Below are 21,541 nucleotides of genomic sequence, written 5' to 3'. Positions count from 1 at the left end.
CCTTGCGGTTCCACCCGCAAGGCCGCAATATAGTATGCAACACTAACGATTTTCGAAGGAGTCCCTGCATGTCCGAAGAATACGTTCCACCCAAGGTCTGGACTTGGGACAAGGCCAACGGCGGCGCCTTCGCCAGCGTCAACCGCCCGATCGCCGGGCCCACGAGCGAGCGTGAGCTTCCGGTCGGCAAGCATCCTTTCCAAGTCTATTCGCTGGGTACGCCCAATGGCCAGAAGGCCACGATCATGCTGGAAGAGTTGCTCCAGCTTGGCTTTTCCGAGGCTGAGTACGACGCCTGGCTGATCAAGATCTTCGAGGGTGACCAGTTCACCTCGGGCTTCGTCGACATCAACCCGAACTCCAAGATTCCGGCGATGGTCGACCGGTCGGGGCCAGAGCCCTTCCGCGTGTTCGAATCGGGCGCGATCCTGATGCACCTTGCCGAAAAGTTCGGCGTGCTTTTGCCAACCTCAGGCCCGGCCCGCGCCGAATGCCTCTCCTGGCTCTTCTGGCAGGTGGGCTCTGCCCCGTTCATCGGCGGCGGCTTCGGCCATTTCTACAACTACGCGCCGATCAAGATCGAATACGCGATCGACCGCTATGCCATGGAAACCAAGCGCCTGTTTGACGTCGCCAACCGGCAGCTGGCCAAGACCCGTTTCCTTGCCGGTGACGACTACACCATCGCTGACCTCGCCACTTACACCTGGTTCGGCAACATCTACCGCGGCGAGGCCTACGGCGAAGCGGCGACGTTCCTTTCGATGCACGAATACGAGAACGTAGGCCGCTGGGTTGCCGAGATCGATGCTCGTCCCGGCGTGCTGCGCGGTCGTCTGGTGAACTCGCAGAAGGGCATCGCCGAGCGGCACGATGCAAGCGATTTCGATGCGCTTCCCCCCGAAAAGCTGCAAGGCATCGTCAAAGGTTTCTGAGACTTGGCACGTGCGGGACGGCAAGCCGGCAGGCACTGTCCCGCACGCCCCTTATCCCTCTTTTCAACCGCGCCGACCACGCTATAAGCGCGCCTCCTGTTGGGGCGTCGCCAAGTGGTAAGGCACCGGTTTTTGGTACCGGCATTCGCAGGTTCGAATCCTGCCGCCCCAGCCAGCAGCGCGCGACCTTGACTTGGCAGCATGTCTGCCCCTAGGGCGCGCAGCGACAACCGGGGTCCTCCCCGTTCATCCCGTCCGCAACGCCGAGTCCTGTCGAAGGGCGTTTCTGGATCCGCCCTGGCAGGGTGGAGGAGTGTATCCATGGCCAATGTAACCGTGATCGGCGCCCAGTGGGGTGACGAAGGCAAAGGCAAGATCGTCGACTGGCTGGCAAGCCGCGCTGACGCTGTCGTCCGCTTCCAGGGCGGCCACAATGCGGGTCACACGCTGGTCGTAGGGGATCAGGTCTACAAGCTCTCGCTGCTGCCTTCGGGCATCGTAACTGGCACGCTGTCGATTATCGGCAACGGCGTGGTGCTCGATCCCTGGGCACTCAAGGCAGAGATCGAGAAACTCACTGGCCAGGGCGTCGAGATCAATGCCGAGAACTTCGCCATTGCCGACAACTGCCCGCTGATCCTGCCGCTCCACCGCGACCTTGACGGCCTGCGCGAACAGGCTGCCGGGGCCGGGAAGATCGGCACGACCGGCCGTGGCATCGGTCCGGCCTATGAAGACAAGGTGGGCCGCCGCGCCATCCGCGTGTGCGACCTTGCCCATCTCGATGCGCTCGATTCGCAGCTTGATCGCCTCTGCGCGCACCACGACGCGCTGCGCGCAGGCTTCGGCCAGCCCCCGGTCGATCGCGAGGCCCTGATCAGCGAACTGCGCGAAATTGCACCCTATGTGCTGCAGTTTGCCCAGCCGGTCTGGAAGCGCCTCAATCAGGTCCGCAAGGCCGGCGCGCGCATCCTCTTCGAAGGCGCGCAAGGCGTGCTGCTTGATGTTGACCACGGCACCTATCCGTTCGTCACCTCGTCGAATACGGTTTCCGGCACGGCCGCTTCGGGCTCGGGCCTTGGTCCTTCGTCGACCGGGTTCGTGCTGGGCATCGTCAAGGCCTACACCACGCGCGTCGGTTCGGGTCCCTTCCCGACCGAGCTTGAAGACGAAGTCGGCCAGCGCCTTGGCGAGCGTGGCCATGAATTCGGTACCGTCACCGGGCGCAAGCGCCGTTGCGGCTGGTTCGATGCAGTGCTGGTGCGCCAGTCCTGTGCGATCTCGGGCGTGACCGGCATTGCACTCACCAAGCTTGACGTGCTCGACGGCTTCGAGAAGGTGAAAATCTGCACCGGCTATCGCCTGCGCGGTAAGGTCCTGGACTACTTCCCGGCTCACGCTGCGGATCAGGCCGAAGTCGAGCCGATCTACGAAGAGATGGACGGCTGGGTCGGCACAACCGCCGGTGCCCGTTCATGGGCCGACCTCCCCGCACAGGCGATAAAATATATCCAGCGCGTACAGGAATTGATCGAGACGCCAGTTGCGCTCGTTTCAACCAGCCCTGAGCGGGCGGACACGATCCTTGTCCGCGATCCCTTCGTCGACTGAACATTTCGGTCAGCAAGGTCTTGGGAGCAGGACGGGTCTAGCGTAGTCTCGCGCGATGGCCCGTCCTTTGCTGACGATCATTCTTCCACTGGCCCTGCTGTTGCAGAGCTCGGTTGGATCAACTGCGAAAACTCGCGCCTTGAGCGCCGACGATATCGCTTCGGTGCGTGTCGAGAAGGCAGCGCGGCGTCTGTTGCTGCTAGACGCCAACGGTCGGCCACTGCGCGTCATCACAGGAATCCAGCTTGGTGACGATCCGATTGGGGCAAAGCGTCTTGAAGGTGACGAACGGACGCCCGAAGGCCGCTACCTGATTGACTACGCCAACCCCTCGAGCAGCTATCACTTCTCGCTCCACATCTCCTATCCGAACGCCATGGACAAAGCTTATGCCGAGTCGCGTGGGCGGTCGCCCGGCGGGCAGTTTTTCATCCACGGACAGCCAAACTCACTCGAAAGCGGACGCATCGAGGGTGATTGGACGGACGGCTGCATTGCACTTGCCAACGAAGAAATCGATGATTTGTGGCAACTTGTGCCCGATGGGACGCCCATCGAGATAGTGACTTGATCCAAAATCGAAGTAATCAGTCTTGACCTGATCCTCATTTGTTCCACTCATGTTCGCACTTAGGGCGTTTACTGAGGGACAACGGCAATGGCACTGGATCAGGCGGCAGCGCGGTTCGATTACACATGGAACGATGACACCGACCGGGCCGACCCTGGCCAGACAGGAGCCGACGTGGCGTGGCTCAGCCCCTGTTCGCCCCTTGCCGTTTCGATCTTTTCCGACCGGGCCTACTTGCGCATGGAAATGGCCGAGGATGCAGCCGCAGCAGGCCTGCGCGTTGCAAGCGCGGCAGAGATTGCCACGCTGCTAGACTCTGCCCGAGAATACCCGCTTGGCGACCTCGTCCTCATAGATTGCCCGGTCCTCGAAGCGGCAGAAATGGCGGCACTTGCCCTGCTGGATGCGCGAGTTGCCAAGAGCGGCGCGCAAATGGTGGTTTCAACCAGCATGGGTTCGCTCGACGATGTCTTCGGCTGCCTTGATCAGTCCGCAGCGCAGATTCTTGTAAGCCCCGGCCGGGCCGATCGCGTGATTGCGCTTGGCCACATTCTTTCAATGCCCGAGATGGCTGCTCGCGGCGGGCGTGTGCGTGAACTGTCCGACCATGACCGAATGTCGCTCCTTCGGCTGACCCAGCAGGTCGGCGAAATTGCGCAGCGTCTCGAGTCTCTCTCGGGGGCAAGCCCAGAGACCAGCAGGGTTGAAGCCTCAGCTTTTGCTTTCGATGCTACCGGCGACCGAGATCTTGCCACGCAGCGCCTGGTTCGGGGTAAACGCGCGTCGCTTCCCGATCCCCGGCTGGTCCGCAAGATCATCCGCCAGCGCCAGCTGCGTGCCAGGTTCTTCGAAGGCGAACTGTTTGCAGATCCCGCCTGGGACATGCTCCTCGATCTGACGGCAGCGCGGTCGGAGCACAAGCGGGTATCGGTAACCTCGCTGTGTATCGCGTCTGGCGTACCGCCGACTACGGCGCTGCGCTGGATCAGCCAGATGACCGATGCCGGCCTGCTCTGCCGTGCCGAGGATGCCACAGATCGTCGCCGGGCCTTTATTGCACTGTCCGACAAGGCGGCCGAGAGCATGGCGCATTACTTCGCGGAGATCGAAGCCACCGCGTTGCCTCTGTGAACAAAGCCTCGCTGAATTCTGGCAGCAGGCTCTGCCACCTGACCCTCGCCATTCGGCGCTTCGTGCCGACACGGGTCACTGATCGCGCAGCACCAAACAGCCTCCGGCTCTAAGGTCGCTAGGTCAGAAGCTTGCTGCAGGTTCGGATGACCACGCTCAATTCCACGGCTCACTCCTTCATCGATCTCCGTGCCTTCGCTGACGGTGTCCGGTTTGACCATGCCCCGGGTTCGGAAATGACTTCGGCATGGGCCTCCAACAGCTGTCACCTGCCCTTGCCGACCGGCGCGGTCGCGGTGCTTGCAGCCGGAGTTTCTCCTGAGGGCGAACACGCCGGACTGGAAGCGGACGAGTTTGTCTTCGTTCTCAAGGGTGAACTGACGTTGGTGCAGGGTGACGTTTCGGTTGCGCTGCCTTGCAATGCCAGTGGAGTCATTCCAGCAGGCCGCCGTTTCGGCTGGCAGGCTGCAGTCGACACGACCGTGATCATCATGCGCTGCAGCAGCGGTCCGGCCGGATCGGACGCAATCGTTCCCATCAATGAAAGTGCAGACCTTGTCCCGTCCGGACCGCCGCTTGCAGAACTGCTGGTCGGCCCGACGCCGTCGTGCCGGAACTTTACAGATTACCGGTCTGCCAATGGCGAGTTCGTTTGCGGCACTTGGGATTCAACGCCCTATCACCGCTTGCCGATGCCATACCGGCACCATGAACTGATGCACCTGCTGGAAGGTGAAGTCACCTTCATCGATGGTGCGGGGCGGGAGGCGACGTTCTCGAAAGGTGACCTCTTCCTAGTCGAGATGGGCGCACATTGCTCATGGGAAAGCCGAAGTCATGTAAAGAAGGTCTATGCCATCTATCGGCCGAATGCCTGAAGAAGGGTAAGGCTGAAGCGCCGCACGGTTACGGGTCAGGTAGCGGGATCGGAGGCAGGTCCGCTTGCCTCGCCCGCAGGGGCCTTCAGCACACCGCGCACTTTCTCTATCACCACGGCATTGTCATCTCCGGGCGCGATCGTGTCCCAGAAGTCGCCGTTCGCGTGATAGAGATAGGCGTTTGTCGTGTGCTCTATCCGGTAACTGCCATCGGGCTGTGTGCGAGTCTCGACGAACACGGCGGCATTGTCGGTCACCCGGTTGATCACGTCCGCACTTCCGGTCAGTGCGATGATGGGCCGGTCCAGAAACTTGACGAACGCCGCCAGTCGCTCGGGGGTATCGTGCTTCGGATCGACCGTGATGAACACGATCGGCAATTGCTGTGGCGCAAGTCCCATCTGCTTTCGCAGGTTTGCGAGGCGCACCAGCATGGCAGGGCATTGATCAGGGCAGGCGGCATAGCCGAAATACGTGATATAGGGACGGCCCTTGAGGCTTGATCGCGCGAACAGAGTACCGTCCGTTGCAACAAGCCGGTAGTTGCCCTTCGCATCGACGCTGGACACGGCGACTGGCTTTTCACTGCTTCTGCCGGACATGACAAAACCCGCCGCAATGGCCAGCACCAACAATGCCCCAAGGAGAAAAGCTCTTCGCATTCTATCCGACTGTCTGTTCTAAGCGCCCCGATGCTGCGCTGGTGCCACAGATAGCATCGGAAAGCGCCATCAAAACACAGCAGCAAGCAATTCAGTCCGATTTAACCATCCTGTAAACGAGTGACGTCGTCGCCCCCGGGCCAACTTCGGTCGCCCAGATGCTGCGTCCGTCCTTGCGCGAAAGCTTGCCACCAGAGACAGCCCGCACCGCATCTGCAGTCGCTATGCGTGCTTCGAACCTGATGGGAACCGGCCGCGCGTTGCGAACCGTCAACCGGACCGTCGCCGATCGCTCGTCAGCCTCCAGTTCCTCTGCCGAAGCAGTCACTTGGGTGGCCTCGGAGAGCATGATCTCGACGTCCTCGCCAACCGCTCGATCCGGCAGGCCACCCTCGCCCGAGAGCAGCACTGCATCCCCATGCGGCTCGAACACGGTGACCGGACCACCCGGTAAGGGCAGGCCAAGACCTTCCTCCTTGCGATTGCGCGTGCGCAGCATCTGGCGAACCTCGCCCACGCTACCCTCCCAGACTTCTGCCCGGTAGAGCGCCTCCATCTTCACGCCAGACTTCTGTGCGAGGGCCACCTGCTTCTGCGCATTGGCGGCTACCGTGACCGGCACCGGCACACGATAAAGCTTGAGATCGCCCAAGCCCTCCTGCTGCACCGTGACCGGGGCGTTCATCACCGTCTCGTTCCGGCGCTGCGCGGTGACAACGATGTCCGCCATTTCCATGACCGGAGGAGCCGGTGCTGGCATTGCCAATACAGGAGGTTCTACAGGCACTACTGCCACCGGCGAAAGCGCACATTGCAGCACCAGTTCCCCGCCTGAAGGCTTGGCTCCTTCCTCGCTCTCCTCGCGATTGACTTCGCCTGCAATGACGGCAGTCTCGGCATCGGCAAAGCTGGTCGCGTCGCTGCTTGCCAGCGTGACCCAGGCCGAAAGATCGGCGGTGCGGCCGTCGGGGCTCATGTGGATCACGTAGTTCGATTGCCAATCGAACCCCCAGGCGAGGTACGACAGCGAAAGTGTGGCCTTCTGCGCCACAGGACTGTCCGTCTCGACGGAAAGCGTCGGTCGCGCCGAAAGGTCCCTTGGCGCATCGGGATAGAGCAGTTCATCATCGAGACCGCCGCAGCTTACAGCCTCGAAGCCCTCGGATGTCTGCAGGATCGCCGCGCCGTCGGGCCCCGAGCGAATGATCGCCCGTTCCTCACGCGCTACACCAGTCGCAGGCGCTGTCCGACGCAGGATGATCGGCCGCCCGAACATGCGCGCATAGAGGCTGCGTGGCGACAGCAAGTCGGCATCGAGGTTCTTTTCGCGCACGCCCGATGGCAAGCCGGTGACAATGGCGCTTTCCGGAAACAGCCCCGCCGCCACGCCTTCAAAGCGGATTGTCGCCTTGCCCGCAGGAATATCGACGGTGCGCTTCTCGGTGACGAGTGCGTAGCCCTCAAGCCAATCGAGATCCATCGCCGTATCGCTATCGCGGTCGGGCGCACGATAAATGCTGACCGAAACGCTTTCGGGCGCGGACGAGGTCACGAGCCCCTGCCCCAGCGCTGGAGGTGAGCACGCAAGCAGAGCGAGAATGGCTGCGCGAAGGCGCACGGGCGCGCTCAGTACCGCGTGTCGAACTGGACGGTCAGCGTGGTCTCGCCATTGGCGGGCACCGGCACCTGCCAGATGCGCTCGTCGGCGGAGCGTTGCTCGCCCTTGATGCTCTCTGACGGCACGCGGGTATCGTGCCACCAGTTGTCGAGCCCGCCCTGCACCACTTCGACGACGACCGGAGTGGCTCTCGCGTTGGTGACCTTGTATGTCATGGTGGTGCGCCAGAAGACCTTTTCGGTCTCTACGGTCACTTCGCTCGGCGCCTTGCCGGGCGTGGTTACACGGTAGCGCAGGCTCCGCTCCCATTCGCCGCTGTCGATCCGGTCGCGCTTTTCCAGCACGGGCTGGACCTTCACATCGAAGGCTTCGCCCGTCTTCAGCGCCAGCGAGGAGCCCATCGGGGTATGCCCGATGCTGTTCTCGCCAATGAACTGCGGCTGCCCGCGCGCATCGCGCATATAGACGCGGACCGTGCCCGCTGGAAGCGCATCGCCCAGCCCAGCCTCGCGCGCAGTGGAGAAGCGCAGCACGGTGTCGGCGCTCTGCGGCTCGGTCTGGCTGGAGAGCCAGCCGTTGCGGAAGTGATAGGCCTTGGTAGCGGGTGCCCCTGCCACATCGAGGAAGCTGACCTGCTTCTGCTGGGCATTGGCGACGGTCGTCCGCCCGGCAATGGGATAGACGTAGAAATCGCCAAGGCTTTCGCGGCCCGCACTTTGCGTGCCCATGCGATTGCCGGGCATCACGGGGCGCCCCCCTCCATAGTTCTGGGCGGCATAGTTCTGCGCGCCATCACCGACCGATCCGGCCACCAGCAACACTTTGGCCTTCCCGAATGTCGTCCCGCTGTTGTTGTTGAGCGTGATCCAGCCCTGCACGTCGATCTTGCCCGCCGCCTCGTCAAACAGGGCGACATAGTCCGCCTTCCAGCCAAACCCGCGCGACAGGTAGCTGAGCGAGACAGGCCGCGCACCCGGTGTTGTGGTATCGAGCGTGACCGACAGCGTCGGCCGTGCGCGCAATCCTGCCGGAAGGCTCGGGAAGATCACGCGCGCGCCATATTCGTTCAGCACTTCGATCCGGTCACCAATGCGCACAACCGTTCCGCCATTGTTTGCAAGGATCGTGGCGGCCTCGCGCGTTTCCACGCCGGTTGCGGGATTGGTGCGGACCACTGTCACTGTCTGGCCGACAGCCTTGTCCATGAGCTTGGCAGGCGTCAGCAGATCGTAGTCGAAGTTCTGTTCGACGATGCCGGTGCCGCCAGCGTTGAGCGTCACGGTCTCGGGTCTTATCGCGGCCGAAACATCAGGAAACTCCTGCCGGGTACGGCCGAGTGGCAGCGACATCTGCCGCACGTCCTGCACGAGTGCCAGATCGTTGTTGTAGATGGTGAGCGATACATCGCCCTGAGAGGATGTTGGCGCCGAAGTCTGCGCGGACTGCGCCATGGCCACTGCCGGAATCGTCGCGGCCGCCAGTACAAGACCCATGCGCATATCTGCCCCTCCGTCGTTTCCCTCGGGCTAGACTTTCCGTGACGACAGATCAACGCAAGCTGAACGGCTGTTGCGATGAATCAGGAGCGGCCTAAAGAAAGGAAATGGCAGAACATTCCTCCATGCTCCGCGACGGGTTCCTCCTGCTGGGCTTCGCGCTGGCGTTCGTGCTGGTCTTCCGGCGGCTGGGATTGGGCGCGACTCTGGGCTATCTGCTCGCCGGAGCCGTAGTCGGACCGCAAGTGTTGGGACTGGTTGGCGATGCCGAACAGAAGCTAGGCATTGCGGAACTGGGCATCACCTTGCTGCTGTTCCTCGTGGGTCTTGAACTGAACCCCGCGCGCCTGTGGAAGATGAAGCGCGACATTCTCGGTCTTGGCCTGCTGCAGGTGACCGCATGCGGCCTTGCGATAGCGGGCATGATCCTGCTGACGACCGAGTTCAGCTGGGAAGCCGCGCTTGCACTGGGCATGCCCTTGGCGCTTTCATCCACCGCGCAGGTCCTGCCGATGCTGCAGTCTTCCGGGCGTCTGCGCACCCCGTTCGGCGAGCGGGCCTTTGCCATCCTGTTGTTCCAGGACCTCTCGATCATCCCGATGATCACGATAATCACCGCGATGAGCCGCAATCCGGCCGACGCCGGCGGCCCTCCGGGCTGGCTGATGGTAATCTACACTCTGGCGGCTATCGCCGCCCTGATCGCGGCTGGGCGATACCTGATCCGCCCGCTGTTCCGGCTGATCGGCAATCTTGGCGAGCGCGAGATGTTCGTCGTCGCAGCGCTGTTCACGGTGATGGCCTCGGCTGCAGTGATGGAACTGCTGGGTCTGTCGACCGCGCTCGGCGCATTCGTTGCGGGCGTGATGCTGGCCGACAGCCCCTATCGCCACGAACTTGAAGCCGATGTCGAACCCTTCCGTTCGATCCTGCTCGGCCTGTTCTTCCTTGCCGTCGGCATGATGCTCAATCTGCACGCCATTGCCGAGCGCCCCCTTTTCGTGGCGGGGATGGCGGCAGGGCTGATCGCGATCAAAACGACGATTATCTTCGGCATCGGGCGCGTTTTCGGAATGCCATGGCGCGGTGCGCTGGCTCTCGGACTGCTGCTCAGCCAAGGGGGCGAGTTCGGCTTCGTGCTGTTCGCACAGGCCCAGAATGCGCTACTGATCGCACCTGATGCTGCCAGCCTGTTTGGCGCTGTCGTCACGCTGTCGATGGCCACCACGCCCTTCCTGATGATGGCCACAGCCAATTTCCGACGCGAGGCGGAAGCGGCCAAGGGCGAACGTGAAGGCCCTCAACCCGATGGTTCGAATGCCGTCGTGGTCGGTTTCGGCCGCTTCGGTCAGAGCGTCACCCAGATGCTCCTTGCCAGCAACATTCCAGTGACCATGGTAGATACCGACATCGAGATGATCGATGTGGCCGCAACCTTCGGTGCCAAGGTCTATTTCGGTGACGGAACCCGACTGGACCTGCTGCGACAGGCTGGCGCGGACGAAGCAGAGATGATCTTCTTCTGCATGGATGGCGATCAGGTCTCGCCCGAACTGGTCGAAGCCGTTCACGATGCCTTCCCGCGGGCCGCGATCTACGTCCGCGCCTATGACCGCCGCGCGTTGATCCGCCTGCGCGGAACGCCGGTTGGCGCAGTGGTGCGCGAGGTCATGGAGTCCGCCGTGAAGATGGCACGCATCGCTCTGGCAGACGCCGGACTGTCTCAGGAAGCGATAACCCGCGCAGAAGACATGTTCCGCGCCAGCGATCGTGAGCGACTGAAGCTGCAGATCGCGGCGGGTGACATCCGCGTCGCGCGTGACAGGATCATCACGGAGCCGCAGGCGTCAACGCAGCAGGGATAACGCCTCGGCCTGAATGCGCTTGGCAAGAGCATGATAATCACCCGCACTTGCGGACTTCGCACGCCATGCCGCAACGATCTCGCGGCTACATTGCCACTTGTCGACCTTCAGTCTCGCTACCAGCGCATCGCCGCCCACGTCCGACCTGAGGTACAGTTCAGGCAGAATCGCCAAACCCACCCCGCTGCCGACCATCTGGTGGATGCTGTCGAGACTTGTGCCTTCATAATCGTAGAGGATTTCCGCTCCGAGTTCGGCACAGGCGCGCTGCACCTGCTGGTGATAGTGATGGCGCGGATCGAGCGTCAGGAAACGCTCCCCTGCAAAGTCGCTTCGATCGATTCTGCGCGCACTGGCAAGGAGGTGATTGCGCGGGGCAACGATCGTCATGGGCTCCTCGAAAAGGGGCAACACCTCGAGATCCTCGCCCACCACCGGACCGGGGCCGACCATCATGTCGAGCCGCCCGGCGACAAGATCGCGCGCCTGTTCGACCGGAATGCCATCGCGGATGTAAAGGCGCAGGCCCGGTTGCTCGACATGAAGCCCGCCGATGATCGCCGGCAGGAGATATGGCCCGAGCGTGGGCGTGACTCCGAATCGCACGATCCCGGTCAATTGCTTGCGCGAGCGGGCAGCAAGCGCCCGGATGTCGCGAATCTCCAGCAGTACCCGCTTCGCCCGCTCGGCGATCTCGCGTCCGATTGGCGTCAGTTCGACGGATTGAGCCGCCCGATCGATAAGCGTCGTGCCTAGACGGTCTTCCAGGGCGCGTAACTGATGACTCAGTGTCGGTTGCGAAATGTTGCAGGATTGGGCCGCCTTGCCAAAATGACGCAACTCGGAAACGGCCAGGAAATACTCAAGCTGTCGAACCGTTGGCATCGAAACCCCGATAGATATTCTCTATCGATTTATGCTTGTTCTTTCGATTGGACGCAACTTGCGAATCCCGTCATTCCGGTAGGGCAAGAGACGCGAAGGACGCCCCAACTGGCCGAAACCGGCAGTTACCTGGCTCCCCCCCTCGCCTGTACCGGACGGCCTTGCCACCGTCTCTTGCCCGGGAGCGGCACAGTCCCAGTCCGCGCCGCTCCCGCCAAGTTTCGAACGCGTCGCGCCTTGCCGCTCGACCCCGAATTTTGCGGCACGCGACACGCCACGTGCGGATGAGGCCCGCCCCCGGAAGCGTTGGCCGCCGAACGTGGAGCACTGGCGGTGTGCGCTGACGACCCTGGCGGCGCGCATCGCCAGACCAATCCCGCCCCTCGGGGCACGTGAAAGGCCAAGAGCCATGCTGACCTTGTTTGCAACTGCCCTCGCAACGACCCTGATCCCGGCCAGCCACCCGATCGGTGCGACGGCAATGGCCGAAAGCGCGCACCACAGCTTCCGCCTGCCAGCTGACCTGTCGTACGACAGCCCGAAAAGCGGCCTCTCGACAACCAGCACGAAGGCCTGCCCGACTTCGCAGGTCGTCACAGTCTGTGCAAACCGCGCGGACCGCATCCTGAAGCTTCGCGTACCTTCAGAGGATGTCCGGACGGGCGATGCTGCGGGGCCTCATCTGCGCGCACTCAGGATTCAGCCCAGTCGCTGCGTCAACCCTGTGGAGGAAGGATTGCGATGCATCCGTCCGGTTCCCGCCGCCCGTATTTCTCTTGGGAACTGAACCTCACGCTCCCCGCTCCAGCGCGGCGATGATGTGCTGGGCCAGCAAGTGCGCAGTGTCAGACAGGCCCGGCGCCTCGATCAACGCAATCTCGGTATCGTAGAGCGGAGGAAGACCGGCATCCTCGCCCACGGCGGCAAGTCCGGGCGGGACCATTTCCAGTGGCAGCACGGTCATTCCAAGTCCTGCCCGCACGGCTGACAGGCTCCCGGCAAGGCTGGTCGAGGTATAGGCCACACGCCATGGACGCCCGACTGCATCAAGCGCCTCGGTCGCGCGCTTGCGATAGACGCAGGGTTCGGGCGAGACGACCAACGGCACACGCGCAAAGTCGGAGGCCGACTGCCGATCCCGAGCGACCCAGACCAGCGGTTCGCGCCAGACTCGCACCCCGTCCTGCTGCTCCTGCGTCGGCTGACGCTTGACCATTGCGAGGTCGAAATCACCCGCGTGGAAGCGCTCAAGCAGGTTCAGCGTAAGGTCGCACGTCACTTCCAGTTCCACCAGCGGGTGCGCTGCGGTGAAGGCTGAAAGGACGGTCGGTAGATGCGCCGTCGCGAAATCCTCAGGCACGCCTATGCGGACAGAGCCGGCAATGTCCGGTTCGAACATCTCGGCCACCGTGGCATCATGAAGCCGCAGGATCTGCCGCGCGGGGCCGATCAGACGCTCCCCGTCCGAGGTGATCGCCAGAGAGCGTGGGCTGCGCAGAAACAGGACACGGCCGACCTGCTCCTCCAGCCGTTTCAGCTGCAATGAAATTGCGGATTGTGTCCGCCCCAGCCGCTCGCCCGCACGGGTAAAGCTGCCGGTATCGGCAATCGTCACGAAGCAACGCAACAGATCGATGTCGAGGTTTCGTAAGGCCATGAGATCGCTATATCATTTATAATTGAAATCTTCAATATTTCAGAAATTCGTTTCACCAATCATGACCGATGCTGCACCTGCACAGGCAAGGAGGCATTGAAATGAATCAGATGACCATGACTGCCAGTCGGCAAGCAGCCATCCCTGCAGCCAATCGCTCTGCTGCAACAGTACTGCGAACAGCAGTTGCGAACCTGCCTGTGGCGGCCCTTGGCCTGCTGTTGGGCGCGGCTTTCCTGACCGGGCATGTGGCAGCGACGACCGCGGGTGTGGCGCTGGCAGGACTGAGCCTGCTCGTCACTGTCGTCGTTCTGGTCTTCGCAAAACGCCAGTTGCGCGCTGATCGTCGCAGCGCTTCCTTCGCGCGACTTGCTGTCGGTCTTGCCATTGCCACAGTGCTGATGGGGCTGACCTCCGATGCCCTGCTGCTTGCCGCCGCATGGATCGTGTCCGGTCGGCTGATGGCAGGCCTGATCGGTCACGTCGGTGAATGGAGCGAAGCGCGGGATGCCGCTCGCACGGCCAACATCGCTTTCTCCATCGGCGATCTCGCGCTGGTCGGTGCAATGCTCGTCCTCTCTCTTGGCTCAGGTTCAAGCGACATCGCCGCAATCACGGCAGCGGTTCCCGCCATGGCCGGTCCGCAGCTGACGCTCGCCGCCTTCCTACTGGTCATTGCCGCGCTTGCCCGCTGTGCCCTGCCACCGTTCTCGACATGGCTGATGCGCTCGCTTGCGGCCCCCACCCCGGTGTCGGCGCTTATGCATGCAGGCTTCGTCAATGCAGGCGGCTTCCTCCTGATCCGCTTCGCCCCCGCGCTTGAGGCTGTCATCGCGGCACGCTACGCCCTCTTTGCGACCGGGGTCGTGGCCGCCCTCGTCGGCAGCGCGATCATGCTGGTCCGCAGCGACGTCAAGGGTGCTCTCGCTGCCTCCACGGTCGGACAGATGGGCTTCATGCTCCTCACCGTCGCACTGGGGGCCTATCCCGCTGCACTCTGGCACATGGTCGCCCACGGTCTGTTCAAGGCCTGGCTGTTCCTCGGCTCGGCCGGCACGATCTCGACCGCACCGACGCGCACCAAGGGCCTGCCACAGCCTTGGCCCGCCATCATCGCCCTCGCGACGCTGGCCGGCTGCATTACCCTGATCGAGACCCAGCATGCCGACGCCCTTCTCCCCGTTGGTCTCGCGCTCACCGCACTGCTCTGTGCTCTTGTGCTGGCGATGCGCGCACTGCCACGCGGTCCACTGGGACTTGTCGTTGCAATCGCCCCGATCGTACTGATCGCACTCAACGCAGCGGCGCTTGCGATCATGACCATCCTTCAGCCTTCTGCCGCCCAGCCGCTCATCTCGCCCTATGGCCAGATCGCACTGCTCTCGCTCTTCCTGGCGGGTTGGGTCTGGCAGCAGCGGGTGGTGACAGGCGAGCAAGCCCTGCCTCACGCGCTCTACGCCCGCCTGATCCATGCCGGCAGCACCATCACTGCCTGAAAACTCAAGACTTCGGCCAATCCAGATCAAGGACCCAAGCCATGAACATCGCCACCGGAGCTATGCAAGCGACAAGCGGCATTCCCGTCAGCCTCCAGGCCGAACGGCAGGAACTGCAGGCACTCGTCGATATCGCCGCACAGACCGTTGCGCCGCTCTGGCCGCTCGACAGCGCCATCGCCGTCAACCCGCTCTCCGGGTTTGAAGACCAAGCCTTCGAGCAGGCCCTGCCCGAGGCCGCCAGACTGTTCGGCGCTCGCCCCTCGCTGTCCCTCATCCAGTGGCGCAAGATCATGGAAGAAGGCCGCATCGACTACGTCGCCATGCGCAAGGCCGTCGTGAACGCACTCGGAGGACTGGACGAGGCTTTCGCGCCGCTGGGGCCCGACCTCAACGCCTACAACCTGCTGGTCGCCCGGCTGACCGAGCTGCCCACCGATGACGTTCCGGCCACCCGTCGCGAGCTGTCCCCCGCCTGCGCCATCCTCGCGCGCTGGCTCGCCGCTTTCTTCGACCGCAACGGCGCACTGCGCCTGCCCGGTCGTCACCTCGGCCTTTATGCCTGCCTGAGCACCGCGCTGCGGCATGATCCGGCCCTCGTCCGCACCGGTGATGCAACCGCTGCGCATTGGCTGGAACTGGTGCCCGCCGATCCCATCGAGATGCTGCTGTTTGCCGCACGGCGCGATGGCGTTGCGCGCGAGCGGAGGCTTGGCTGGCTGCGGTCGCTGGTCGCTGCCCTGCCTGGCTGGGCGGCACATCTGCGCTGGCGCAGCGAACACGGTGGCCCTGCCGCCAGCGAAGGTGCGCCTGCCACGATGGTCGAATTGATGGCGCTGGTCGCCCTGGTTGAAGGGACTGTCCGCAACGGGCCGCGTGCCCTGCCCGACGCCAGCGCCGAAGCATCTGGTGTCGAACAGGCCCTGCTTGCCCACTTCGGCCTGCCCGCCGATGCCGCGGAGACATGGACCGAAGCTGCTCGCAATCGCTTGCGGAGCATCGCTGACCTGTCGCTGGCGGAGCTGGGCCTGATCTTCCAGCAGGCGGCAGAGGCCTCGTTCCTCGCTGAATACGCCCCGCTGCTCGAAGGCGCATCGGCCCGGATGACCGCACCTGTGGCAAAGCCTGCTGCCGAGGCGCAGGCCGTGTTCTGCATTGACGTCCGCTCGGAGCCGATGCGGCGCGCACTGGAAGCGCAAGGGCGGTACGAGACGCTGGGCTACGCCGGCTTCTTCGGCCTGCCCATCGCGATCAACCCGGCCTGCGAGGCCCCGCAGCGCAACCAGTTGCCGGTCCTGCTGTCGCCAGCGCACGTGGTGGCAGAACGTCCCGCAACAGGCCGGGAGGCGGAAGCCGACGCCATGCTCGCCCGCCATGCTGCTCTTGCCGACGCGCGCGCCATGCTCGACACCACCAAGGGTGGTGCCACTGGCTTTGCCACTGCCGAAGCGGCAGGTCCGCTCGCGGCTGTCGCGCTGCTGGCCCGCACGCTCGCCCCGCGCCTCTCCGATGCGATGCGCAAGCGGCTAGTCGGTGAGCGGGGCCATGTGCTGACCCCGTCGGCCAGCAACGATCACGACCATACGCACAACCACAGCGCCAGCGCGATCCCGCTCGAGCAACGCATCGCCTACGCACGCGGCATGTTCGCGCTGACCGGCCTCTCTGCAGAAACTGCGCGACTGGTCGCATTGGTCGGCCATGGCGGTTGCACCACCAACAACGCCTTTGCCGCAAGCCTTGATTGCGGTGCATGCGGCGGTCACCCCGGCGGCCCCAACGCCCGCCTCATGGCTGCGATCCTCAACGACACTCAAGTGCGTGAAGGTCTCGCCGCGCAAGGCCTCGAGTTGCCCGATGATACCTGGTTCATCGCAGCCCAGCACGACACCACGCGCGATGAAGTGGAAATCTTCGACCGCCAGCTCGTTCCCGCCACCCACGCTCAGGACCTCGCCCGGTTCGAGCAAGCCCTGCTGCAGGCGGGCGCCAAGTGCCGCCAGGAACGCGCCGCCCGTCTAGGCCGGACCGCGGAAGATCTGCTGACCGGTGCCGCCCACTGGGGCGAAGTCCGCCCCGAGTGGGGCCTGTCGGGCAATGCCGCTTTCATCGTTGGCCCCCGCGCGCTCACGGCGGACATCGATCTTGGCGGCAATGCGTTCCTCCACAGCTACGACTGGAAGAAGGACGAGGACGGCAGCGCGCTGACCGGGATCATGACCGCGCCGATGATCGTGGCGCAGTGGATCAACTGCCAGTACCTGTTCTCGACCATCGACAACGAGGTGTTCGGCGCGGGCGACAAGACCACGCAGAACGTCGTCGGCGGGTTTGGCGTGGTGCAGGGCAGCGGCGGCGACCTGTGCGTCGGGCTGCCGCGCCAGTCGCTGTTCCGCGACGATGGCACGCCCTACCACACCCCGCGCCGCCTTTCGGTGATCATCGAAGCGCCGCTGCAGCGCGTGCAGGACATCGTCCTTGCCCACGATGCGGTCGGCCGTCTCGTCGAGAACGGCTGGATCAAACTCGTCGTGATCGACCCCTGGAAGCACAAGGCGCACCACTGGGTCCGCGGCGAATGGGCGGCGCGGCCCTGCTGATCTAAAGACGCCGGGGATCAGCTCAACCTGTAGCCGATCCCCGGTTCGTTGCGGATCAACCGCGGATGTGACGGGTCTTCCTCAAGCTTGAGCCGCAAGGCCCGGATCACAACGCGCAAGTACTCGACATCATCGCGGTGCGCCTTGCCCCATACGCTTTCCAGCAGGGCGACGTGGGTGAGGACGCGCCCGCCGGCATCGACCAGCGCGTGGAGCACGGCGAATTCCTTGGGCGTGAGTTGCACCGGCCTGCCGGAAACGCTTGCCTCATGCCGGGGCAGGTCGAGGCGCAACGGGCCATGTTCCAGCACTTCGGCCTGCTGGACGGCCTTGCCCGCCCCGCGCAGCGCCACGCGCAGACGTGCCAGCAGTTCATCGCCATCGAAGGGCTTGGTCACATAGTCGCTGGCTCCGAGATCGAGCGCGGCGACTTTCTCCTGCACTTCCCCGCGCGCCGAGACCACGACGACCGGTGCTGTGCAGCGCGTCCGGATCATGCCCAGCAGTTCCAGCCCGTCACGATCGGGCAGGCCAAGATCGAGCAGCACCGCATCGATCGGCTCGTGCGCCAGCAGGGCAAGCGCGGCATTTGCATTGCTGGCGGGGAGCGCGACGTGTCCGTCCCGGCGCAGCACGACATCAAGCAGGCGCAGGATTGCCGGTTCGTCATCGATGCACAGGATGCGGCTCATGGCTGCGTGGCTTTCGTGGACGGGGCCGAAACCTCGAACCGTGCGCCGCCGCCTGCTGCCTCTGCGATGTTCACATCCATGCCCATCGCATCGGCAAAGTCCTTCACGATGGCAAGGCCCAGACCGCTGCCATCGGTGCGGTCCGACCCTTCAATGCGGCGGAAACGCTCGAAGATCAGCGCGCGCTCGGCCTCGGGCACGCCGGTGCCGTCGTCTTCTACGCTCAGTAAGACACGTTCGCCATCTGCCCTTGCCGCAACGGTCACCTGCGAGCGGGCATGGCGCACGGCGTTGTCGACGAGATTGGCCATGACGTGGTGCAACAACACCGGATCGCCGCGCACGAACGGCAAGTCCGCCGCCACATCGCGCCGGACCGTGACCGCTGCAGGCAGGACGAGGTGATCGCACACGCCGCCGATCACGTCGATCAGATCGAGACTTTCGCAAGCGACGCTGAGCGATCCGCCCTCGATCCGTGCGGCGGCGAGCAGGTTGGCCATCATCCCGTCTAGCCTGCGCGTTGCGACCAGCGCATCGCGGACATCGGGCCGCTCGCGCGCGATCTGCTCCAGCCGCCCAGCGATCACGGTCAATGGCGTGCGGAAATCGTGGGCAAGCGAGGCGAGGAACGTGCTGCGCAGCCTGTCGCGCGCTTCGGCCAGTTCGCGCTCGCGCCGTTCACGCAGCAGGCTCTCGCGGTCACGCGATTGGCCGAGTTGCAGGCACAGTTCGGCCATGCGTTCGATCTCGGCGGTTGTGCGGGTGTGCCCCGTGGCGGGCCTTGCGAGTGCCAGAACCGCATCGCCGGGCCGGTTGCGCCGGACGAGCGGGAAGAAGGTCCAGTCCGCCGCTGCCATGGTCAGCGTGCCGTGCCCGGTGACATCGCCATTGTGCAATGCCCAGGCCGCAGCCGACTGATCGAGCGAGGACTGATCGAGCGACGACAGGCCGCCTTCCCCGACCTCGTCCAGAAGCAGCACCTGCCCGTAACGCGTTGCAAGATAGCCAAGCGCGCGGTCCAGTGCTTCGCTGGCAGGCTCGGCGGACAGGAGCCCGGCCAGTGTTGCCGCTTCCGCGCTGGCCCCCGCCCGCTCGTTGGCCTCAGCCTCGCGCGCCAGCAATCGGGTCGCCAGCCGCCCGGTGACAACGGCCACTACGCAGAGCACGAAGACGCTGACGAGGTTGTCGAGACGATGGACGCGGAAGGTGAAGCGCGGCTCCAGCAGGAAGTAGTTGTAGGCCGCAGCCCCTGCCAGCGCCGCGATCATCGCCGGGCCGATCCCGCCGCGCGTTGCGGCAAGCAGCACCGGCAGGAGGAACAGCAGCGCTGCCGAGGCCAGCCCCATCGTCGGCAGCAGTGCCGAAGTCAGCGCTGCCACCACGGCGACGGCCAGCAGAGCCTCGAGAGCGGAAGAAAGATAGCGCGGCACGGGCCGACTATAGCTCTATCTGGCTGCCAAGTTCGACCACCCTGTTCGGCGGAATGGCAAAATAGGCCGTCGGGTCGGACGCGTTGCGGTGGAGGAACATGTAGATCACCGTCATCCAGCGCGGCAGGCTTGGCCGCGAGGCGAAGCGGATGGCACTGCGTCCGACGAAGAACGAGGTTCCGCCCGTCCGCGCCAGCAGGCCTTCGCTGCGGGCAAGATCACTCGGCACATCGATCCGGTCCATGTAGCCATAGCTCAGCCTTGCCCGGACGAAGTTGTCGTCGATCCGCTCCAGCGTCAGCCGGTTCGCGGCATCGACCCATGGCCGGTCCGTGGTCTGAACCTTGAGCACGATCGAGCAGCGGTGCAGCACCTTGTTGTGCTTGAGGTTGTGAAGCAGCGCGGCAGGAGCGTTTGCAAGGTCCTGTGTCAGGAACACCGCCGTCCCCTCGATCCGCACCGGAGGGCGCGCGGCGAGTGCCACAGCCATTTCATCGAGCAGCACGCCCTGTTCCTGCTGACGCTCCAGCGCCGCATTCCTGCCACGCAGCCAGGTGAAGATCACCAGTCCGATGGCAGCGGCGGTTACCAGCGGCACCCAGCCGCCCTCGGTCACCCGCAGGATGTTGGCGCCGAAGAAGAACACGTCGAGCGCAAGGAACGGGGCGATGAGCAGCGCGGCCCAGACCGGCTCCCAATGCCAGTAGCGCCAGGCGATGATGAAGGCGAGGCAGGTGGTGACGACCATCGTGCCGGTGACCGCGATGCCATAAGCCGCCGCCATCGCCGAACTGCTGCCGAAGCCGAGCACGAGGATGACAACGCCTGCGAGCAGGAGCCAGTTCACCGCCGGAATGTAGATCTGCCCGACCTGCCGTTCCGAGGTCTGGCGGATGGCAAGGCGCGGGAGCAGGCCGAGCGCGATGGCCTGATGGGTCAGCGAATAGGCGCCGGTGATCACGGCCTGGCTGGCGATGATCGTGGCCATGGTGGCAAGCACGACCAGTGGCGCGCGCAGGGAATCGGGGGCCATCAGGAAGAACCAGTCGGCATTGGCCAGCAGGTGGCCCGAGCCTTCGGCCACAGCCAGCGCCTTCAGTGCCATCGCGCCTTGGCCGAGATAGTTGAGCGAGAGCGCGGGCCAGACAAGGGCGAGCCAGCCGAGGCGGATCGGGCTCGCGCCGAAGTGGCCCATGTCGGCAATCAGCGCCTCGGCACCTGTCACGGTCAGGAACACCGCGCCGAGCACGAACAGGCCCGAGACGCCATTGCCCAGCATGAAGCGCACCGCATGGAGCGGGTTGAACGCTTCGAGGATCGCAGGCGCATCGGCGATATGCCACAGGCCGAGCGCGGCTAGCGCGCCGAACCAGACGAGGCAGACCGGGCCGAAGAACGCCGCAATCCCCGCCGTCCCGCGCGCCTGCACGGCAAAGAGCCCGGCCAGAATGCCGAGCGTGACGCCGAGGATCGTCGGCTCGCTCATCGATTCCATGCCCGGAATGGTACGCAAGCCCTCGACCGCAGAAAGCACCGACAGCGCGGGCGTGATGATCGCATCGCCATAGAACAGCGCCGCGCCCGTTGCGCCCAGCAGCAGCACGATCGGCCACTTCCGGTTGGTCGCACGCTCGGCCAGTGCCATCAGCGAAAGCACGCCGCCTTCGCCGTTGTTGTCCATGCGCATGAGGAAGGCGACGTACTTGAGCGTCACCACCACGATCAGCGCCCACAGCGCCAGCGAGAGAACGCCGAGGATCTCGGGGCGCGAGATGCCGTCAGCGCTGGTCTGCGCCAGTGCCTCGCGGAAGGCGTAGAGCGGGCTCGTGCCGATATCGCCATAGACGACGCCGATGGCGCCCAATGTCAGGATGGCAAGGGAATGGCGCTGTGCCTGATGGGCGGGTGAAGGGTGCGGCTGGGGATGCGGCTGATCTGCCTCGGTCATGGTCGGTCCTTGGTATGGAGCCTGCCCCATCGCGCAGAACCGCATAATGGCGATATGGGGATG

General features: G+C 64.2%; 17 protein-coding genes, 1 tRNA gene and 1 pseudogene. 10 read left to right on the top strand and 9 right to left on the bottom strand.

Going from position 1 to position 21,541, the window contains the following annotated elements; genetic code table 11:
• Positions 1–68: 68 nt before the first annotated feature.
• The 6 genes from yghU (at position 69) to ACZ1JW_RS10380 (ending at position 5,126) form a co-directional block, all read left to right on the top strand.
• Entirely contained in the window at positions 69–935 is an 867-nt protein-coding gene (gene yghU / locus ACZ1JW_RS10405; RefSeq protein ID WP_465140513.1) for a glutathione-dependent disulfide-bond oxidoreductase, read from the top strand.
• A gap of 100 nt (positions 936–1,035) precedes the next feature.
• Positions 1,036–1,110: transfer RNA gene (locus tag ACZ1JW_RS10400), tRNA-Gln, on the top strand.
• Positions 1,111–1,256: 146 nt separating this feature from the next.
• Positions 1,257–2,546, top strand: a complete 1,290-nt coding sequence (locus tag ACZ1JW_RS10395; protein ID WP_465123625.1) for an adenylosuccinate synthase — start codon at positions 1,257–1,259, stop codon at positions 2,544–2,546.
• 55 nt (positions 2,547–2,601) lie between these two features.
• Positions 2,602–3,117 carry a L,D-transpeptidase family protein gene (locus ACZ1JW_RS10390; RefSeq protein WP_465140512.1) on the top strand — a complete coding sequence of 172 codons (516 nt, stop codon included), beginning with the start codon at positions 2,602–2,604 and terminating at the stop codon, positions 3,115–3,117.
• 87 nt (positions 3,118–3,204) lie between these two features.
• Positions 3,205–4,248 (top strand): MarR family transcriptional regulator, encoded by a 1,044-nt coding sequence (locus ACZ1JW_RS10385; RefSeq protein WP_465140511.1) that lies wholly within the window; start codon positions 3,205–3,207, stop codon positions 4,246–4,248.
• A 146-nt stretch (positions 4,249–4,394) separates the two neighbouring features.
• Complete coding sequence (locus tag ACZ1JW_RS10380) at positions 4,395–5,126, top strand: cupin domain-containing protein (protein ID WP_465140510.1); 732 nt, start codon at positions 4,395–4,397, stop codon at positions 5,124–5,126.
• A gap of 35 nt (positions 5,127–5,161) precedes the next feature.
• On the opposite strand, the gene ACZ1JW_RS10375 is transcribed toward ACZ1JW_RS10380, so the two are convergent.
• From ACZ1JW_RS10375 to ACZ1JW_RS10365, 3 genes are all read right to left on the bottom strand, one after another.
• A complete protein-coding gene (locus ACZ1JW_RS10375; RefSeq protein WP_465140509.1) occupies positions 5,162–5,695 on the bottom strand; it encodes an SCO family protein in 534 nt (177 codons plus the stop codon).
• A gap of 184 nt (positions 5,696–5,879) precedes the next feature.
• Positions 5,880–7,340 (bottom strand): DUF4139 domain-containing protein, encoded by a 1,461-nt coding sequence (locus ACZ1JW_RS10370; protein ID WP_465140508.1) that lies wholly within the window; start codon positions 7,338–7,340, stop codon positions 5,880–5,882.
• A gap of 74 nt (positions 7,341–7,414) precedes the next feature.
• On the bottom strand, positions 7,415–8,905 hold the full coding sequence (locus ACZ1JW_RS10365) for a DUF4139 domain-containing protein (RefSeq protein ID WP_465140507.1): 1,491 nt from the start codon (positions 8,903–8,905) through the stop codon (positions 7,415–7,417).
• Positions 8,906–9,009: 104 nt separating this feature from the next.
• Here ACZ1JW_RS10365 and ACZ1JW_RS10360 point away from each other — a divergent pair, with 104 nt between their 5' ends.
• On the top strand, positions 9,010–10,767 hold the full coding sequence (locus ACZ1JW_RS10360; RefSeq protein ID WP_465140506.1) for a cation:proton antiporter domain-containing protein: 1,758 nt from the start codon (positions 9,010–9,012) through the stop codon (positions 10,765–10,767).
• On the opposite strand, the gene ACZ1JW_RS10355 is transcribed toward ACZ1JW_RS10360, so the two are convergent.
• Positions 10,750–11,373: a LysR substrate-binding domain-containing protein gene (locus ACZ1JW_RS10355; protein WP_465142760.1), complete on the bottom strand. Its 624-nt coding sequence runs from the start codon at positions 11,371–11,373 to the stop codon at positions 10,750–10,752. The genes ACZ1JW_RS10360 and ACZ1JW_RS10355 overlap by 18 nt on opposite strands.
• 150 nt (positions 11,374–11,523) lie before the next feature.
• Positions 11,524–11,652, bottom strand: a pseudogene (locus tag ACZ1JW_RS10350) (LysR family transcriptional regulator); the annotation flags it as partial.
• Between the two features lie 409 nt (positions 11,653–12,061).
• Between ACZ1JW_RS10350 and ACZ1JW_RS10345 the strand changes: the two are divergent.
• Positions 12,062–12,439, top strand: a complete 378-nt coding sequence (locus ACZ1JW_RS10345; RefSeq protein WP_465123634.1) for a hypothetical protein — start codon at positions 12,062–12,064, stop codon at positions 12,437–12,439.
• 3 nt (positions 12,440–12,442) lie between these two features.
• Here ACZ1JW_RS10345 and ACZ1JW_RS10340 read toward each other — a convergent pair whose 3' ends face one another.
• Entirely contained in the window at positions 12,443–13,309 is an 867-nt protein-coding gene (locus ACZ1JW_RS10340; RefSeq protein ID WP_465123635.1) for a LysR substrate-binding domain-containing protein, read from the bottom strand.
• A 101-nt stretch (positions 13,310–13,410) separates the two neighbouring features.
• Between ACZ1JW_RS10340 and ACZ1JW_RS10335 the strand changes: the two genes are divergently transcribed.
• Together ACZ1JW_RS10335 and ACZ1JW_RS10330 are read left to right on the top strand one after the other, a co-directional pair.
• Positions 13,411–14,805: a proton-conducting transporter transmembrane domain-containing protein gene (locus ACZ1JW_RS10335; protein ID WP_465140505.1), complete on the top strand. Its 1,395-nt coding sequence runs from the start codon at positions 13,411–13,413 to the stop codon at positions 14,803–14,805.
• A gap of 41 nt (positions 14,806–14,846) precedes the next feature.
• Positions 14,847–17,405, top strand: a complete 2,559-nt coding sequence (locus tag ACZ1JW_RS10330; RefSeq protein ID WP_465140504.1) for a DUF2309 domain-containing protein — start codon at positions 14,847–14,849, stop codon at positions 17,403–17,405.
• 17 nt (positions 17,406–17,422) lie between these two features.
• Here the strand turns inward: ACZ1JW_RS10330 and ACZ1JW_RS10325 are convergent, their stop codons facing one another.
• The 3 genes from ACZ1JW_RS10325 to ACZ1JW_RS10315 are packed head-to-tail and all read right to left on the bottom strand — an operon-like array spanning position 17,423 to position 21,478.
• A complete protein-coding gene (locus ACZ1JW_RS10325; protein ID WP_465140503.1) occupies positions 17,423–18,097 on the bottom strand; it encodes a response regulator transcription factor in 675 nt (224 codons plus the stop codon).
• Positions 18,094–19,530: an ATP-binding protein gene (locus ACZ1JW_RS10320; RefSeq protein WP_465140502.1), complete on the bottom strand. Its 1,437-nt coding sequence runs from the start codon at positions 19,528–19,530 to the stop codon at positions 18,094–18,096. The genes ACZ1JW_RS10325 and ACZ1JW_RS10320 overlap by 4 nt, the downstream gene beginning before the upstream one ends.
• A gap of 7 nt (positions 19,531–19,537) precedes the next feature.
• The gene (locus tag ACZ1JW_RS10315; RefSeq protein WP_465140501.1) at positions 19,538–21,478 is read right to left on the bottom strand and encodes a potassium transporter Kup; all 1,941 of its coding nucleotides are present in this window, start codon (positions 21,476–21,478) and stop codon (positions 19,538–19,540) included.
• Positions 21,479–21,541 lie beyond the last annotated feature (63 nt).

This window comes from Novosphingobium sp. BL-A-28-Hi1-0D (genome assembly GCF_055521755.1).
This window is presented reverse-complemented; position numbering and strand designations above follow the sequence as displayed.

Excerpts from the sequence above, each read along its gene's own strand:
- ACZ1JW_RS10380 (WP_465140510.1), top strand. The coding sequence starts at position 4,395 with ATGACCACGCTCAATTCCACGGCTCACTCCTTCATCGATCTCCGTGCC.
- yghU (WP_465140513.1), top strand. The coding sequence starts at position 69 with ATGTCCGAAGAATACGTTCCACCCAAGGTCTGGACTTGGGACAAGGCC.
- ACZ1JW_RS10360 (WP_465140506.1), top strand. The coding sequence starts at position 9,010 with ATGGCAGAACATTCCTCCATGCTCCGCGACGGGTTCCTCCTGCTGGGC.
- ACZ1JW_RS10315 (WP_465140501.1), bottom strand. The coding sequence starts at position 21,478 with ATGACCGAGGCAGATCAGCCGCATCCCCAGCCGCACCCTTCACCCGCC.
- ACZ1JW_RS10335 (WP_465140505.1), top strand. The coding sequence starts at position 13,411 with ATGAATCAGATGACCATGACTGCCAGTCGGCAAGCAGCCATCCCTGCA.
- ACZ1JW_RS10395 (WP_465123625.1), top strand. The coding sequence starts at position 1,257 with ATGGCCAATGTAACCGTGATCGGCGCCCAGTGGGGTGACGAAGGCAAA.
- ACZ1JW_RS10345 (WP_465123634.1), top strand. The coding sequence starts at position 12,062 with ATGCTGACCTTGTTTGCAACTGCCCTCGCAACGACCCTGATCCCGGCC.
- ACZ1JW_RS10365 (WP_465140507.1), bottom strand. The coding sequence starts at position 8,905 with ATGCGCATGGGTCTTGTACTGGCGGCCGCGACGATTCCGGCAGTGGCC.
- ACZ1JW_RS10325 (WP_465140503.1), bottom strand. The coding sequence starts at position 18,097 with ATGAGCCGCATCCTGTGCATCGATGACGAACCGGCAATCCTGCGCCTG.
- ACZ1JW_RS10340 (WP_465123635.1), bottom strand. The coding sequence starts at position 13,309 with ATGGCCTTACGAAACCTCGACATCGATCTGTTGCGTTGCTTCGTGACG.
- ACZ1JW_RS10385 (WP_465140511.1), top strand. The coding sequence starts at position 3,205 with ATGGCACTGGATCAGGCGGCAGCGCGGTTCGATTACACATGGAACGAT.
- ACZ1JW_RS10390 (WP_465140512.1), top strand. The coding sequence starts at position 2,602 with ATGGCCCGTCCTTTGCTGACGATCATTCTTCCACTGGCCCTGCTGTTG.
- ACZ1JW_RS10330 (WP_465140504.1), top strand. The coding sequence starts at position 14,847 with ATGAACATCGCCACCGGAGCTATGCAAGCGACAAGCGGCATTCCCGTC.